The organism is Mangrovicoccus algicola, assembly GCF_014903745.1.
Lineage (GTDB): Bacteria > Pseudomonadota > Alphaproteobacteria > Rhodobacterales > Rhodobacteraceae > Mangrovicoccus > Mangrovicoccus algicola.
The window spans coordinates 1-15,616 of sequence record NZ_JACVXA010000050.1 but is presented as its reverse complement, the minus strand read 5'-3'; the positions used below and the strand labels follow the sequence as shown (position 1 = coordinate 15,616).

At 70.0% G+C, this 15,616-nt stretch carries 11 protein-coding genes; 1 reads left to right on the top strand and 10 read right to left on the bottom strand.

The window, feature by feature from the left end; translation table 11 throughout:
* Nucleotides 1–5: 5 nt before the first annotated feature.
* The 6 genes from ICN82_RS15230 to ICN82_RS15205 form a co-directional block, all read right to left on the bottom strand.
* Nucleotides 6–1,091, bottom strand: a complete 1,086-nt coding sequence (locus ICN82_RS15230; protein WP_193184331.1) for an ABC transporter permease — start codon at nt 1,089–1,091, stop codon at nt 6–8.
* Nucleotides 1,092–1,352: 261 nt separating this feature from the next.
* Nucleotides 1,353–2,723, bottom strand: a complete 1,371-nt coding sequence (locus ICN82_RS15225) for a CmpA/NrtA family ABC transporter substrate-binding protein (protein WP_193184329.1) — start codon at nt 2,721–2,723, stop codon at nt 1,353–1,355.
* Between the two features lie 341 nt (nt 2,724–3,064).
* Nucleotides 3,065–4,240 carry a CmpA/NrtA family ABC transporter substrate-binding protein gene (locus tag ICN82_RS15220; protein ID WP_193184327.1) on the bottom strand — a complete coding sequence of 392 codons (1,176 nt, stop codon included), beginning with the start codon at nt 4,238–4,240 and terminating at the stop codon, nt 3,065–3,067.
* Nucleotides 4,237–4,821, bottom strand: coding sequence for an ANTAR domain-containing response regulator (locus ICN82_RS15215; protein ID WP_193184324.1), 585 nt, complete (start codon nt 4,819–4,821; stop codon nt 4,237–4,239). The genes ICN82_RS15220 and ICN82_RS15215 overlap by 4 nt, the downstream gene beginning before the upstream one ends.
* Before the next feature lie 90 nt (nt 4,822–4,911).
* Nucleotides 4,912–5,715, bottom strand: a complete 804-nt coding sequence (truA, locus tag ICN82_RS15210; protein WP_193184322.1) for a tRNA pseudouridine(38-40) synthase TruA — start codon at nt 5,713–5,715, stop codon at nt 4,912–4,914.
* A gap of 381 nt (nt 5,716–6,096) precedes the next feature.
* Nucleotides 6,097–9,225, bottom strand: a complete 3,129-nt coding sequence (locus ICN82_RS15205) for a valine--tRNA ligase (RefSeq protein WP_193184321.1) — start codon at nt 9,223–9,225, stop codon at nt 6,097–6,099.
* A 161-nt stretch (nt 9,226–9,386) separates the two neighbouring features.
* Between ICN82_RS15205 and ICN82_RS15200 the strand changes: the two genes are divergently transcribed.
* Entirely contained in the window at nt 9,387–10,499 is a 1,113-nt protein-coding gene (locus ICN82_RS15200) for a DUF2235 domain-containing protein (RefSeq protein WP_193184320.1), read from the top strand.
* Nucleotides 10,500–10,515: 16 nt separating this feature from the next.
* On the opposite strand, the gene ICN82_RS15195 is transcribed toward ICN82_RS15200, so the two are convergent.
* The 4 genes from ICN82_RS15195 to ICN82_RS15180 form a co-directional block, all read right to left on the bottom strand.
* Nucleotides 10,516–11,796: an OpgC family protein gene (locus tag ICN82_RS15195; RefSeq protein WP_193184319.1), complete on the bottom strand. Its 1,281-nt coding sequence runs from the start codon at nt 11,794–11,796 to the stop codon at nt 10,516–10,518.
* A 65-nt stretch (nt 11,797–11,861) separates the two neighbouring features.
* Nucleotides 11,862–13,214 (bottom strand): tetratricopeptide repeat protein, encoded by a 1,353-nt coding sequence (locus tag ICN82_RS15190; RefSeq protein ID WP_193184318.1) that lies wholly within the window; start codon nt 13,212–13,214, stop codon nt 11,862–11,864.
* A 146-nt stretch (nt 13,215–13,360) separates the two neighbouring features.
* Nucleotides 13,361–14,548, bottom strand: coding sequence for a CaiB/BaiF CoA transferase family protein (locus ICN82_RS15185; RefSeq protein ID WP_193184317.1), 1,188 nt, complete (start codon nt 14,546–14,548; stop codon nt 13,361–13,363).
* The coding region (locus ICN82_RS15180) for a thiamine pyrophosphate-binding protein (protein ID WP_193184316.1) at nt 14,532–15,616 on the bottom strand (1,085 nt) is incomplete at its 5' end. The genes ICN82_RS15185 and ICN82_RS15180, both read right to left, overlap by 17 nt.

The following is a 15,616-nucleotide window of genomic DNA, read 5'->3' as shown; positions in this document are numbered from 1 at the left end:
GGGGATCACCGCTTGTCCGAGAAGGTGAACATGGATTGCAGCGCGAACATCAGCCGGTCGAGGAAGAAGCCGATGATGCCGATGGTGAAGACCGCGACCATGATCTTGGCCAGCGAGGAGGAGGAGCCGTTCTGGAACTCGTCCCAGACGAACTTGCCCAGGCCGGGGTTCTGCGCCAGCATCTCCGCGGCGATCAGCACCATCCAGCCCACGCCCAGCGACAGGCGCAGCCCGGTGAAGATCAGCGGCAGCGCCGAGGGCAGCACCAGCCGCGTCACCTTGGTCCAGGTGTTCATCTTCAGCACCTTGGAGACATTGACCAGGTCCTTGTCGATCGAGGCCACGCCCAGCGAGGTGTTGATCAGCGTGGGCCACAGCGAACACAGCGTCACGGTGATCGCCGAGGTCAGGAACGCCTTGGTGAACAGCCCGTCCTCGACCGTGTAGGTGGCCGAGACGATCATCGTGACGATCGGCAGCCAGGCCAGCGGCGAGACCGGCTTGAAGATCTGCACCAGCGGGTTGATCGCGGCATTGGCGGTCTGGCTCAGCCCCGCGACGATGCCCAGCGGCACCGCGACCACCGTCGCCAGCACGAAGCCGAAGAACACGGTTTTGATCGAGGTCCAGATCTGCTGGTAATAGGAGGGCGCGCCGGTATAGCCGATCGTCTTGACCTCGTCGGCGCGGCCCTGGGCGATCAGCCTCTCGTTGCGCGCCGCCACCTGGGCCTCGAACCTCTCGCGCTTCTCGCCCTTGGCGACGGCATCCTCGTGCAGGTTCACCGCCTCTTCCCAGACGGCCGCCGGTCCGGGCACCGCGCCCAGCGAGGTCTGCACCTGCGGCGCCAGCCAGGCCCAGATCATCAGGAAGCACAGGATCGACACGACCGGCACGCCCAGCAGTTTCCAGACATCCTTCATCTGGGCGCGGGGGTTGTCGCCGACAGCCGCCTTCAGAAGCGGCGTGATCCAGGCGAGGCCCAGCACGCGGAACCAGCTGTCTGCCTTGTTGATGCGGGTGAAGAGCTTCGCCCGCCGGGCCTCTCGGGCCGCGTCGGTGCTGTGGAATTCCGGGTCGATGGTGGCCATTGTCTCGTCCTGGGTCTGGAATGAGCCTTAGGGAGGCGATGCGCGCGATGTCGGCGGGGGCCGGGATCGGATCGGCGCGGGCGAAGGTCGGTGGCCCGCCGGATCAGGATACAGCCCTGTCGGCAGGCGGGCGCTGGGGTTTCGGGTCCGGTCCGGCCCGCACGGAGATTTCCGCTGCGTCAGCTTGATTTTCGGGCGCAGATGCAACCGGAGCGGGCAATCTGCGGAGCGGCCGGGGCGGAGATGCCGCCCCGGCGGGGCTCAGCCCTTGACCTCGGTGCCGATGACGGCCTGCTCGCCCTTCAGCCCGATCGGCAGGCTGTCGAGATAGGCATTGGGCTGCGTGCCGTCATAGGGGATGCCGTCGATGATGTCGGCCGCCGGGGTCGGGTCCTTGTAGCCGTCCTCGTCCGCGGGCGGGAACATGTCGGCGGTGGCATAGCCGTCTTCGATCAGCGCCTGTGCCGCCTGCATGTAGATCTCGGGCTTGTAGACCGAGCGGGCGACCTCGTCATACCAGCTGTCGGGCCTGGCCTCGGCGATCTGGCCCCAGCGCCGCATCTGGGTCAGGTACCAGACCGCGTCCGAATAATAGGGATAGGTCGCGTTGTGGCGGAAGAAGACGTTGAAATCGGGCACGTCGCGGATGTCGCCCTTTTCGTATTCGAAGGTGCCGGTCATCGAATTGGCGATCACCTCGGCATCGGCGCCCACATATTCGGAGCGCGACAGCATCTCGACGGCATCCATGCGGTTGGCATTGTCGTTCTCGTCCAGCCACATCGCGGCGCGGATCAGCGCCTTGGTGACGGCGATGGTGGTGTTGGGATTGGTCTCGGCGAATTCGGCAGTGATGCCGAAGACCTTCTCGGGATTGTTCTTCCACAGCTCGTAATCGGTGATGACCGGCACGCCGATGCCCTTGAACACCGCCTGCTGGTTCCAGGGCTCGCCCACGCAATAGCCGTGGATCGTCCCGGCCTCCAGCGTGGCAGGCATCTGCGGCGGCGGCGTCACCGACAGAAGGACATCCGCGCCGATCTGGCCGGTGATGTTCTCGGGGGAGTAATAGCCGGGGTTCAGCCCGCCCGCCGCCAGCCAGTAGCGCAATTCGTAATTATGGGTCGAGACCGGGAAGACCATGCCCATGTTGAAGGGCTTGCCCTCGGCGCGGAACGACTCGACCACCGGCTTCAGGGCCTCGGCCGAGATCGGGTGCTGGGGCCGGCCATCGGCATCGGCGGGGATGTTGGGCTTCATCTGCTCCCAGACGGCATTGGATACGGTGATGCCGTTGCCGTTGAGATCCATGGAGAAGGGCGTGACGATATGGGCCTGGGTGCCATAGCCGATCGTTGCGGCCAGGGGCTGGCCCGCCAGCATGTGCGCCCCGTCCAGCGTCCCCGAGATCACGCCGTCCAGGAGGACTTTCCAGTTGGCCTGGGCCTCCAGCGTGACGAACAGCCCCTCGTCGAGGAAATAGCCGTTCTCATAGGCCACGGCGAGCGGCGCCATGTCGGTGAGCTTGATGAAGCCGAAGGTCAGTTCGTCCTTTTCCAGCGCCAGCTGGGCCAGGGCGGCAGAGGCGCAGGTGCCGGACAGGAGCGCGCCAAGGAGAGTCCGTTTGATCATCGTGTCCTCGTTCGGTCGTAGGGGGAGGGACCTGCCGGGGACAGCCACCGGCAAGCATGGAAAACCGCTGATCCGTACGTTCACTATTGATGTGTTCGTGGGATCGAGCGGCTCTGCTCGGGTGGCCCGCATCATCGGGCTGGGGCCGGGCGCCATTGCCAGCCGTTAATCATTGATTACCCCTGCCGCGCCCGTGGCGGAAGAACAATCCGGTCTTCTCCGCGCATTTTTCTTGCGCGGCGGGCATCGGCGGGCGGCGGGGTGCAAAAACTGTGCTGCCCGGGACCTTCTGCCGATGCAACGGGCAGTTTGCGAACGCCGCGGCGCGGAATCACCGCGGCTCAGGGGGTGTCGGGATCGAAGACCGTTTCGTCGAAGAAGCTGTCCGGACCCAGGATCATGTGCCCGCGCGAGGAGGCGACGGCCTCGGCCCGGCGCAGCGATCCCTCCAGCTTCTCGGAGGCGCCGGGCATGTCGATGCCCAGCGGCGCGAGGTTGCGCCGGTAGAGATCGGAGCGGAAGGCGCGCTTGCCGGTGGCGATGGCCTCGCCGCGGTCCAGCCCCGTGCGCCGCGCGATGTTGGAGGCGATCCAGGCGGCCTGGCTGCGCCAGGGGAAGGTGGCGGCCTTGGCATGGAAATGCAGGAAATTCGGCGCCTCCGCCTCCAGGCCGCGCCGCGCGGTGATGATCCGCCCGGCCAGGGCGCGGTCGATGATCATCGGCGGAACGTCTAGGTATTCGGGCCGCGACAGCAGATCGCCCGCCATGGCGCGGTTTCCGCGATCGGACAGCCAGCGCGAGGCCCGCGCCAGGGCCCGCATCAGCCGCCCCGCCGTGTCGGGATTGGTCTCCACCCAGTCATGACGCGCGGCCAGCACCTTTTCCGGGGCGAAGGCCCAGATCGCGGCGCCGGGCAGGATCAGCTCGCCCGAGCCCTGTTCCACCGCGTAGCTGCCCCAGGGCTCGCCCACGCAGAAGGCGTCGATCTCGCCCCGCGCCAGGGCCCGGGGCATCAGGGGCGGCGGCACCGTGCGCATGTCCAGCCCGCCGGGCGCCGAGACGCCGAGCGCGCCCAGCCAGTGATAGACCAGTTCCGCGTGCATCGAGAACGGGAAGGGCACGGCCAGCCGCAGCGCGCCGCCGGTGGCGCGGATCAGGTGCTCTCCGGTGCCGCGCGGATCGTCGAACCGCCCGCTCCAGCCATCCGCCCGCATCGCCGCGGCGATTTCCGGGCGCACCCCGATCACGTTGCCATTCACCGACAGCACCATCAGCGCGTCGATGCGCGTCGGCAGCCCGCCCAGCCCCAGGGACATCGCCACCGGCACGGGCGAGAGCATATGCGCGCAATCGGTCAGCCCGAAGACCAGCGCGTCGCGCAGCGCCGACCAGCTGGGCTGTTTCTCCAGGATCAGCGCGATCCCCTCCTCGGCGGCGAATCCCAGGTCGCGCGCCACGGCCAGCGGCGCGCAATCGACCAGCGGGATGAAGCCGCATCTGACGGGTTCCAGGCTCATTTCAGCAGCTCCGCGGCGGTGACGAGGGCCTGGGCGACATCCGCGAGCTTTCGGCCCTGGCCCATCGCGGTCCTGCGCAGCAGCGTGTAGGCCTCGTCCTCGGAAATGCCCCGCGCCTGCATCAGCAGGCCCTTGGCGCGGTCGACGATCTTGCGTTCGGCCAGCGCGGATTTCACCGCATCCAGTTCGCTCTTCATCTGGCTGACCATGTTGAACCGCGCGATGGCGGCATCCATCACCGGCTTGATCCGCGCGGGGGCCAGCCCGTCGACGACATAGGCCGAGAGCCCCGCCTCGATCGCGGCGCGGGTGGTCTCGTCATCGGAGCGGTCGACGAACATCGCGACGGGGCGTTCGCGCGCGCCGGAGGCCAGCGACAGCATCTCCAGCGCGTCGCGGCTGGGATCGGCGATGTCGATCAGCACGACATCGGGGTCGATCGCGGCCAGGCGGCGGGTCAGCGACGTGGCGTCGCCCAGCACCGTGATGTCGTAATCGCCCGCCGCGCTGAGCCCGTCCACGATCAGCCGGGCGCGGTCCTCGTCCTGTTCAACGATGGCGATCTTCAGGCGCGGGGCCATGGGGCTGTCCTTTCGGGATGGCGCGGGGGTCGTGCCGCCCAGCTAACCGTGCAAGCGGCGGGAAATGCAAACCCCCGCCGCGGGAATGCGTCACTCTGGCCCGGCGCCGGCGCCGGCGGCTGCTGCTGCGGCGAAGGGGTCGTCGGGATAGCCGACATGGACCAGGTAGAGCCCGGTCGGCGGCGAGACCGGCCCGCAGGCGGCGCGGTCCCTGGCGGCAAGGGCCTGCGCCACGCGGTCCGGGTCCCAGCCGCCGGCGCCCACGCGTTCCAGCGTGCCGACGAAGCTGCGCACCTGGTTGTGCAGGAAGGAGCGGGCGCGCACGTCGAAGCGGAACTCGGTGCCGTGGGGGGTCTCGCGGGCGCTGACATCGAGCCGGTCCAGCGTCTTGACGGGGCTTTCCGCCTGGCAGATCGAGCTGCGGAAGGTGGTGAAGTCGTGGCGCCCCAGCAGGTGGCGCGCGGCCTCCTGCATCGGCGCGAGATCCAGCGCCTGGCGCACGTGCCAGACCAGCCCCGCCTCATGCGTGGGGGGCGCCCGGCGCGAGAGCAGGCGGAAGAGATAGCGCCTCTCGCGGGCGGAGAAGCGGGCATGCCAGTCATCGGCGGTGCGGGCGGCCTCGACGATGGCGACCGGGGCGGGTTTGAGATGGTAGTTCAGCGCCTCGGACAGGCGGAAGGGATCCCAGTCGCGCGCCAGGTCGCAATGCGCCACCTGGCCGGTGGCATGCACGCCCGCATCGGTGCGCCCGGCGGCCGCGATGGCGGTGACGGAGGGGTCGAGACGGCGCAGCGCCGCCTCGACGGCCTCCTGGACCGAGGGGTGGTCGTTCTGGCGCTGCCAGCCCGAGAAGGGGGCGCCGTGATATTCGATCTTGAGGGCATAGCGGGGCATGGGCTGCGGCTACTGCCTCGGCGGGGTCTGCGCAAGAGGGTTGCCCGGCCCCGCGCCCCCCTGCGGGAGGCGCGGGGCCGGGCCGGGCGCGGTCCCTGCGGGCCCGGGGGGCGCCCGTGGCAGCCGGTCCCGCAGGGATCCGGATGGCGGCAGAGGCGGGCGTGCCGCGGGACGGGCGGTCTGCCGGATCGCCGGGAGGGCGGCAGCCCGGGGCAGAGGGCGCGATGGTGGGCGGGCAGGGCGTCGGGGGCTGGCCGCCCGCGCGATGCGCGGATCGGCGCGCAGGGCGGGGCGGAAGCGCGGCCCATGGCCGGGAAGGGATGGGGCGGCCTCCCCGAGGAGGCCGCCCGGACGTCATCCGGCCGCAGGCGGCCGGGCAGGTCAGGCGAGCGCGGCCAGGCGGTCCAGCGCGGCGCGCAGCTTGCCCGCCTCCTCGGCGATCTGCGCGGCGCGCTCGCGGCTTTCCTCCACGACCTCGGGCGGGGCGGAGGCGACGAAGGCGGGGTTCTTCAGCCGGCCGGCGATGCCCTTCTCCTCCTTCTCCAGCTTGGCCAGCGACTTGGCCAGCCGCGCCTGTTCCTCGGCGATGTCGATATAGCCCGCCAGCGGCAGGCCGAAGACCCCGCCCTCCACCGGCAGGGTGACGGCGCCCTTGGGCAGTTCCGCCACTTCGGAAAGGCTCTCGATCCGGCCGAGGCGACGGATCAGCGCCTCGTTGCGGTCCCAGGCGGCGCGGCCCGCCGCATCCAGGTCGATGAGCAGCAGCGGCATCTTCAGCCCGACCGGCACATGCATCTGCGCGCGGACCGAGCGGATTTCCTCGATCAGCCCGATGACCCAGCCCATTTCCCGGTCGGCCTCGGCCGAGGCGAGGGCGGCGGCGGTGTAACCGGGCCAGCCGGCATGGACCAGCATCCCGTCGCGCGCCGCGGTCTTGCCCCAGAGCTCCTCGGTGATGAAGGGCATGAACGGATGCAGCAGGATCATCGACTGGTCGAGCACCCAGCCCATGGTCTGGCGCGTCTCGGCGATCACCGCCGCGTCGCCGCTGTCGAAGAGCGGCTTGGCGAATTCCACGTACCAGTCGCAGACCTTGCCCCAGACGAAGGCATAGAGCGCATTGGCCGCGTCGTTGAAGCGGAACCCCCCCAGCGCGGCATCGACCTCCTCGCGGACCCGCGCGGTCTCGCCCAGGATCCAGGCATTGGCGGTCGCCTGCGGCGCGCCGTGGCCCAGGGCCGGATCGTAATGGGCATAGACCTCGTTCATCTCGGCGAAGCGGGTGGCGTTCCACAGCTTGGTGCCGAAATTGCGGTAGCCCGCGATGCGCTGGGTCGAGAGTTTCAGGTCGCGGCCCATCGCGGCCATGGCCGAGAGGGTGAAGCGCACCGCATCGGCGCCGTATTCGTCGATCAGGTCCAGCGGGTCGAGCACGTTGCCGAGCGATTTCGACATCTTCTTGCCCTTCTCGTCGCGCACGAGCGCATGGACATAGACGGTGTCGAAGGGCCGGTCGCCCACCACGGCATATTGCATCATCATCATCCGGGCGACCCAGAAGAAGATGATGTCGAAGCCGGTGACCAGCACGTTGGTGGGGAAGTATTTCGCCAGTTCCGGCGTTTCCTCGGGCCAGCCCAGCGTGCCGATCGGCCAGAGGCCGGAGGAGAACCAGGTGTCCAGCACGTCGGGATCGCGCACCAGGGGGATGCGCCCCTCGGGGTCGAATTCGCCGCGCTCGATCGCGCTGACGGCGGCGCGCAGCGGATCGGCCGCGGCATCGCCGTCGCGGGTGAAGCTTTTCAGCACCTGCAGCTTGTCGAGGCTCTCGCCGTAGAATTCCGCGGCCTTGGCGCGGGCCTCGGCATCGTCCTTCGCCACGAAGCGCACCAGCGTGCCGGGGTCGAAATTCAGCGTCTCGACCCCGTCCACGGTCTCGATCCGCGGGCCGTACCAGACCGGGATCTGATGGCCCCACCACAGCTGGCGCGAGATGCACCAGGGCTCGATATTCTCCAGCCAGTGGAAATAGACCTTCTCGTCGCGCTCGGGCAGGATCTTCGTCGTGCCGTTGCGGACGGCCTCCAGCGCGGGGCCGACGATCTTGGCGGCATCGACGAACCACTGGTCGGTCAGCATCGGCTCGATCACGACCTTCGAGCGGTCGCCGAAGGGCTGGGTGATCAGCTTGGATTCGACCAGCGGCACCAGCTGGTCTTCCTCGGAACGATCCTCGCCGCCCTCCTCGGGGGCCAGGGGCTTCTTCTTCGCGGCCTTGCCCAGGCGCGGGTCGGTCTTGACGGTCATCACCGCCAGGCCCTCGGCGGTGATCTGCTCGACCACGGCCTTGCGCGCCTCCATCCGGTCGAGACCGCGCAGCGCGTCGGGCACCAGGTTCAGCGCGTCGACCTCGGATTCCGAAGCCTCCTTGCCGCCGGTGATCGCCCGGGCGGCGGCCGCGGCATCCGCATAGGGCGCCCCGTCGGCGCGCATCCGGCCCTTGGTGTCCATCAGCCGGTAAAGCGGGATGCCGTTGCGCCGCGCCACCTGGTAGTCGTTGAAGTCATGCGCGCCGGTGATCTTCACCGCGCCCGACCCGAAGGCGGGATCGGGGTATTCGTCGGTGATGATCGGGATCAGGCGGCGATGTTCCTTCGGGCCCACCGGGATCTCGCACATCTTGCCGACGATCGGCGCATAGCGCTCATCCGAGGGGTGAACGGCCACGGCGCCGTCGCCCAGCATGGTCTCGGGGCGGGTCGTGGCGATGGAGATGTAGTCGCGCATCTCGCGGAAGGTGACGTTGCCGTCCTCGTCCTTCTCCACGTATTCGTAGGTGACGCCATCGGCCAGCGGGTACCTGAAGTGCCACATATGGCCCTGGACCTCGACATTCTCCACCTCGAGGTCGGAGATCGCGGTCTCGAAATGGGGGTCCCAGTTCACCAGCCGCTTGCCGCGGTAGATGCAGCCCTTTTCATGCAGGTCGACGAAGACGCGGATCACCGCGTCGTGGAAATTCGGCGCGCCCTTGCCGGCCTCGGGGTCGCCCTCGGCGCCGCCCATGGTGAAGGCCTCGCGCGACCAGTCGCAGGAGGCGCCCAGGCGCTTCAGCTGACCGATGATCGTGCCGCGGGATTTCACCTTCTGCTGCCAGACCCGGTCGAGGAAGGCGTCGCGGCCCATCTCCGTGCGGGTGGGCTCGCCATTGGCGGCCATCTCGCGTTCGGTGACCATCTGCGTGGCGATGCCCGCATGGTCGGTGCCCGGCTGCCACAGCGTGTCATGGCCCTGCATCCGGTGCCAGCGCACGAGGATGTCCTGCAGCGTGTTGTTGAAGGCATGGCCCATATGCAGGCTGCCCGTCACGTTGGGCGGCGGGATCATGATGCAGAAGGTCTCGGCGCCGGGCTTGGCATTCGCCCCGGCGCGGAAGCTTCCGGCCGCTTCCCAGGCCTCGTAGAGGCGGGCCTCGGCCTCGGCGGCGTCGAATTTCTTGTCCATCGTCATCAGATCGGTCCTCAGCAGTCGAGGGGCGGTTTAGCGGAGGGCAGGCGCGAGGGGAAGGGCGGGATCCGCGAGGGCCGTCCTTTACCTGCGCGAAACCTGTTCCGAAGATGGACACGCGGTTGTTAACCCGGGTTAAGCCGGATCCGGGGCATGGTATCCGCATGGTGTCCTGTCGCGATCTTCCCCTGCGGTTCTGCCACCCGTCGCTGTCGCGGGTCCTGCGGCAGAGGCGGCGCGCCGCGGCCTCGCTGCCGGGACGCGGCGGGCGCGGGGCGCAGGATCTGGTGGTCATCCTCGACGGCACTCTGTCCACGCTGCATCCCGACCGGGTCACCAATGCCGGGCAGATCTACACGCTGCTGTCGGACCTGCCCTGGAAAGAGCGGCCCAGGCTCTATTACGAGGCCGGCATCCAGTGGGGATCGTGGCGCGAGACCTGGCAGGTCATTGCCGGGGTCGGGATCAACCGCCAGATCCAGCGTGCCTATGGCTGGCTGGCCTCGCGCTACCGGCCCGGGGACCGGATCTTCCTGCTGGGCTATTCGCGCGGGGCCTTCGCGGTGCGGTCGCTGGCGGGGGTGATCGACCGGCTGGGCCTGCTGAAGGCACGCGCGGCGACCGAGCGCAACATCCGCGATCTCTACCGCCACTACCGCGAGGAGTCCCAAAGCGTCGCGGCCCGGCGCTTCGCCCGGCGGTTCTGCCATGCCGCCACGCCGGTGGAGATGGTCGGCGTCTTCGACACGGTCAAGGCGCTGGGGCTGCGCCTGCCTCTGCTATGGCGCCTGACCGAACCGCGCCATGCCTTCCACTCGCCCCAGCTCAGCCACAATGTCGCCCATGGCTATCAGGCGCTGGCGCTGAACGAGACACGCGACGCCTTCGCCCCGCTCCTGTGGTCGGAACCCGAGGGCTGGCAGGGCCGCGTCGAACAGGTCTGGTTCCGCGGCACCCATGGCGATATCGGCGGGCAGCTCTCGGGGCGGGACGCGGCGCGGCCGCTGTCGAACATTCCCCTGGTCTGGATGCTGGAGAAGCTGGAGGCGCGCGGCATCGCGCTGCCCCCGGATTGGCGCGACCGGTTCCCCTGCGACCCGGCGGCCCCCAGCATCGGCGCCTGGCGCGGCTGGGGGCGGCTGTTCCTGATGCGCCACCGCCGTGCCGTCGGGCAGGGCAGCGGCGAGCGGCTGCATGAAACCGCGCGGCATGTCGCGCCGGGATGGCGGCTGCCCCTGCCGGGACGGTTCCGCCCGGGCGGCGGCGAAACCGCCTGAGCGCGCCGCGCGGGGATCAGCCCGGGCTGCGGCGGGTCTTCCAGGGCTGCGACTTGAACCAGCCCGCGCCATAGGCGATGGCGACCAGCATCAGCAGGCCGGTGACGTTGACCAGCGCATAGGCCCAGCCGCTGCGCCCCAGCTGGTCGAGGAACACCCCCTGCACCTGCGCGTACCACATCGAGAAGATGAAGATCGCCAGCGACTGCTGCCCGACCTTCATGATCGCCGCCAGCACGGCGCCCCATATCCGCGCGGCCCGCCCGTCGCCCCGCGGCAGCAGCCGCCGCCCGCGATCCCCCGCCAGCACCCAGGCCAGGTAGGCGAGGGCGAGGAAATGCACATAGCGCAGCAGCCCGAAATTCGACTTGAAGATCAGCGGCGCGATGGCCGCGCGCATCGGTTCGGTCGTCTCGTGCAGCCACAGCCGCGCCTGCTGGAATCCGGTCATCTCGGCGGCGGGGATGTCGGGCAGGAGCCGTCCCCAGTGATAGGCCGGGATCACCGTCGCGATCACCACCAGCGCCGCCAGCCAGACCAGCGCCGGGCGGACCGGGGGGCGCGGCAGCCAGCCCGCCATGAAGGCGAAGCCGGTGAAGAAGATCAGCTGCCAGCCGAAGGGGTTGAAGAACCAGCGCCGCTCCGACCAGGGTTCGGCCCCGAAGGCGAAAAGCCCGAACTGGGCCGCCGCCCACATGGCCAGCACCGCCGCCAGGGCCAGGGCGCCATGAACCCGGTGCAGCGCCACGATGGCAGGCATCATCGCCAGCGCCACAAGGTACATCGGCAGGATGTCGAAATAGTTGGGCACGTAGTGCAGCGTCAGGAAGGCGGGCAGGTTCATCTGCGGATCGCGGAAGAACGGGTGCAGGTTCAGCGTGGCGATATAGTCCTTCGCGAACCAGCCGGTATTATCCAGCCAGGCCAGCGTCGCGGCCAGGGCGACGAACAGCCCGACATGCGCCCAGTAGACCTGCCACAGCCGGAACCCGACCCGGGCGGTGCCCATGGCCAGGCCGCGCCGCTCGAAGACCCGGCCGAACGCGATGGCCGAGGCCATGCCCGAACAGAAGACGAAGATCTCGGTCGCGTCCGACCAGCCGAAGCGGGCCGGGATCCACAGGGTCCAGATGTTGTCGGGCGTATGGGCGATCAGGATGATGAACATCGCCAGGCCGCGGAACACATCGAGCCTGAGATCGCGGCCGCCGCCCGGCTGGGCCCCGCGGGCGGCGCCGGGCAGGGCATGATCCGGTTTCCCGGCAGGAGGGGCCGCGACGGGCGGGGCGTGCAACATGGGCAGGTACTTCGGGCTAGGAGTTCCGGCAGGGGGGGGCCGGACGGGACGGGCATAATGGGGATCTAGCGCATCGCGGCGGATCGGACAGATTGCCGCAGCCTTTCCAGCCTGTCCTGCCGCGACAGGGCGAATCCGTCCCCGTACCCGCCCCGGCGGGCGCGGCGGCGCGCCAGCACCGAGGCGGCACGCTCCGCCTGGCCGGCGCGCAGGGCGGCATCGACCGCGATCCTCTCGAACACGTCCCGCTGGGCATGGCTGCCGCCGATCTCGGGCAGGTGCGGCAGGGCGCTTTCGAGGCATGCCGCGGCCTGCGCGTACTGCCCCGCCCCGAAGGCGGCCAGCCCCTCCGCCGCGGCAAGGCCCGGATCGGCGCAGATCGCGGCCATCGGATCCGCCTGCCGCGCGCGGCGGGCCAGCCCTGCATGCAGCCTGTCCTGCGCCGCGCCGCGTTCCCCGCCGATCAGCGCCAGCATGTAATGCAGGTCGGCGAAGACCAGGCAGCCGTCGCCGCTGCGCGCCTCCGCCAGGTCGGCCAGCTCCTCCCAGCGCGTCCCGGCCGACACGCCGTCCAGTTCCAGCCGCATCAGCAGCGATGTCGCATTGGCGATGTCGCGATAGTCATCCGTCCGCTCGGCGCGGATCCGCCGGTCGTAAAGCTCCAGCGCCGTGGCGGTCTCGCCCCGGTCCAGATGCAGCAGCGCCTTGTGCCACCAGACATGATAGCGGAAGTTGTTCGCCCCCTCCCAGACCGCGCGATGCCGGTCGATCAGGGCGATCCCCTCGGCGCTGCGGCCGGTCATGTCATGGACATGGGCGATGGCATGCAGGCCCCAGGCATCGTCGCCCGCCAGGTCGATCGCGGCGCGGCCCGCCGCCTCGGCCAGGTCATGGGCCCCGGTCTCCTCCAGCGCGAAGGCATGGCAGCCGAGCGCATAGCCGCGGCCGGGATGGTCCGCCCCATGGGCGGGCAGGACCCGCTCCACCGAAAGGCGCATTCCCGCGGCGTCGCCGGTCAGGAACCGGATCCCGTGGCCCAGCTTCATCGCCAGCGTGTCGACGGGATCGGACCGCAGCAGCTCCTCCAGCCCGGCGGCGGCCCGCGCCGGGTCGCGGGCCAGCATGGCCCCGAGCGCGGAGATCATGGCGCGGCTGCGCGCATCCGGCGGCTCCGTGGCCAGGGCCGTCCGGTGCGCCGCGGCCGCCGCCTCGGTCATCTCGCGCCGCCCCAGCAGCATGCAGAACAGCCCGCGCACCGCGTGCCCCAGCGCGAAATCGGGGGCGGCCTCCAGGACCTTGCCCAGATGCACCGGCGTGGCCGCGCCATGGGCGAGGAAGGCCCGGCACATGGCGTTCCAGGCGGCAACGGCCTCGGCGGAGGAAAGATCGACAGGGCTGCCGAAAAGGTCGCGGGTCATGGGGGCTCCTGGGTTCTGGCACGGACCCCCCGACTATAGGCGCCGGGCCGAGGCGCGTGTGCGCCAAAGGCCGCGATCAACGCAAGCGTGAGCGCGCGTTATCCAGAACCGCCGCAGCAGGCGGCAAACCCCCGGATCCGCGGGCCTCAGGGCGGCGGATCCCCCAGAGCGGCCAGGATTGTTTCATTGTCCTCGCCGCAGGAGGGCGGCGCCTTGGCATAGCGCACCGGCGTGCGCGAGAATTTCAGCGGATTGCCGATCACCCGCACCGGGCCGTGGCGGCTCTCCATCTCCACGACCATGCCGCGCGCCGCCGCCTGATCGGAGGCGAAGACCTGCGCCATGTCGTGGATCGGCCCGGCAGGCACCTTGCGGGCCTCCAGCCTCGCGACGATCTCCGCCGCCGGGACCGCGGCCAGCACCGGCTCCAGCAGCGCCACCAGCGTGTCGCGATGCTCGATCCGCGCCGGGTTGGTGGCAAAGCGCGGATCGGTCTCCAGCCCGGACAGGCCGAAGGCGTCGCAGAACCGCGCGAATTGCCCGTCATTGCCGACCGCGACGATCACGTGGCCGTCGGCGGCGGCGAAGACGCCGTAGGGGACGATATTCGGATGCTGGTTGCCGCGCCGTTCGGGGATCTTCCCCGACAGCAGGTAGTTGGTGCCCTCGTTGATGGTCCAGGCCATCTGGCTGTCGACGAGGCTCAGATCGACATGCTGGCCCTCGCCGGTGCGGTCGCGATGGCGCAGCGCGGCGAGGATGCCGATCGTCGCGTACATGCCGCACATCACGTCGGCGATGCCCACGCCCACCTTCATCGGCTGGCTCTCGGGTTCGCCGGTCAGGCTCATGATCCCGCCATAGCCCTGCGCCATCAGGTCGTAGCCCGGCTTGTCGCGGTTCGGTCCGGTCTGGCCGTAGCCCGAGATGGAACAATAGACGAGCCCCGGATGGCGCGCGCAGAGCTGTTCATGCCCCAGCCCGTATTTGGCCAGGCTGCCCGGTTTCCAGTTCTCGATCACCACATCGGCGCGGGCGGCCAGCCGTCTTGCGGTCTCGCGGCCTTCATCGCTGCCCAGGTCCAGCGCGATGGAGGACTTGTTGCGGTTGGCGCAGAGGTAATAGGCGCTCAGGTCGCTTGGCGCGCCCGCGGCATCGGCGACGAAGGGCGGCCCCCAGGCGCGGGTGTCATCGCCGCCCGTGGCCGGGTTCTCGACCTTCCAGACCGTGGCGCCCAGATCGCCCAGCAGTTGCGTGCAGGTGGGACCGGCGAGGATCCGGCTGAGATCGAGCACCACGATCCCGTCCAGCGCCCCCCTAGATGCGTCCGTCATAGGCTCCTCCCGGAAGGACTGCGGAAATCACGGTGAATGTCTCGGCCGTCATGGCCCGGCCGAGCGCGGATTCCAGTTCCGCGCGGCTGGTGACGGTCTCGCCCGCCCCGCCGAAGCCGCGGGCGATGGCGGCGATGTCGGGGGCGGCGAAATCGACGCCCTGCCGGGGCAGGCCGCGGCTGCGCTGCTTCATCTCGATCAGCGCCAGCTCGGCATCGGCGAAGACCACGAGAACCGGGGTCAGTCCGCGCTCGGCCGCGGTGGCCAGCTCGCCCGCGACCATCAGGAAGCCCGCATCGCCCATGAAGCCGATCACCGGACGTTCGGGCGCGGCCAGCTTCAGCCCCAGCGCCAGCGGCAGCGCGCAGCCCATGGTGCAGAAGCCCGAGGACTGGAACAGCGTGGCAGGCGCCGGACAGGCCCAGATCTGCGACAGCAGGATGCGGTGCGCGCCCGAATCCGCAGTCGCCAGCGTCTCGGGCGGCATCATCCGGCGGCAGGTATCGATCACGGCGGCGGGGCCCCAGGCCTCGTCGCGGGGGAAGGCGGCGGCCAGCGCAGCGCGGGTCGCGGCGGGCGCGCCGTCCGGCCAGCGCGGACGGGCCGGCTGATCCGCCTCGAGCGCGGCTAGGGCGGGGGCGATGCCGCCGGTGATCTCGATTGCGGCCGCATGCATCCCGTGATCGTTGCGCAGATGCGCGATCTCGATGCTGCGGGTGACGGCCGGATCCCAGGGGTGGCGCCAGCCCGCCCGCATCTCCACCGGGTCATAGCCCAGGCACAGGACCAGGTCTGCGCGTCCGATCAGCGGCATCAGGAGGCCATCGGCCAGCGGCGAGAGCCCGGCCCCGCCAAGCGCCAGGGGATCCGCCTCGTCCAGCACGCCCTTGGCCTTGTAGCTGGTGATCAGCGGCACGCCCTGCCGGGTGCAGAAGGCCGAGACCGCCGCCGCCGCGCCCGGTTCGGCCAGCACGTCCAGCCCGGCGATGGCCAGCGGGCGCTCGGCCCCGGCCATCCAGCGCCGCGCCTCCTCCAGTCCCGCCGAGGGGGCGGGCGCGGCCGGCAGGG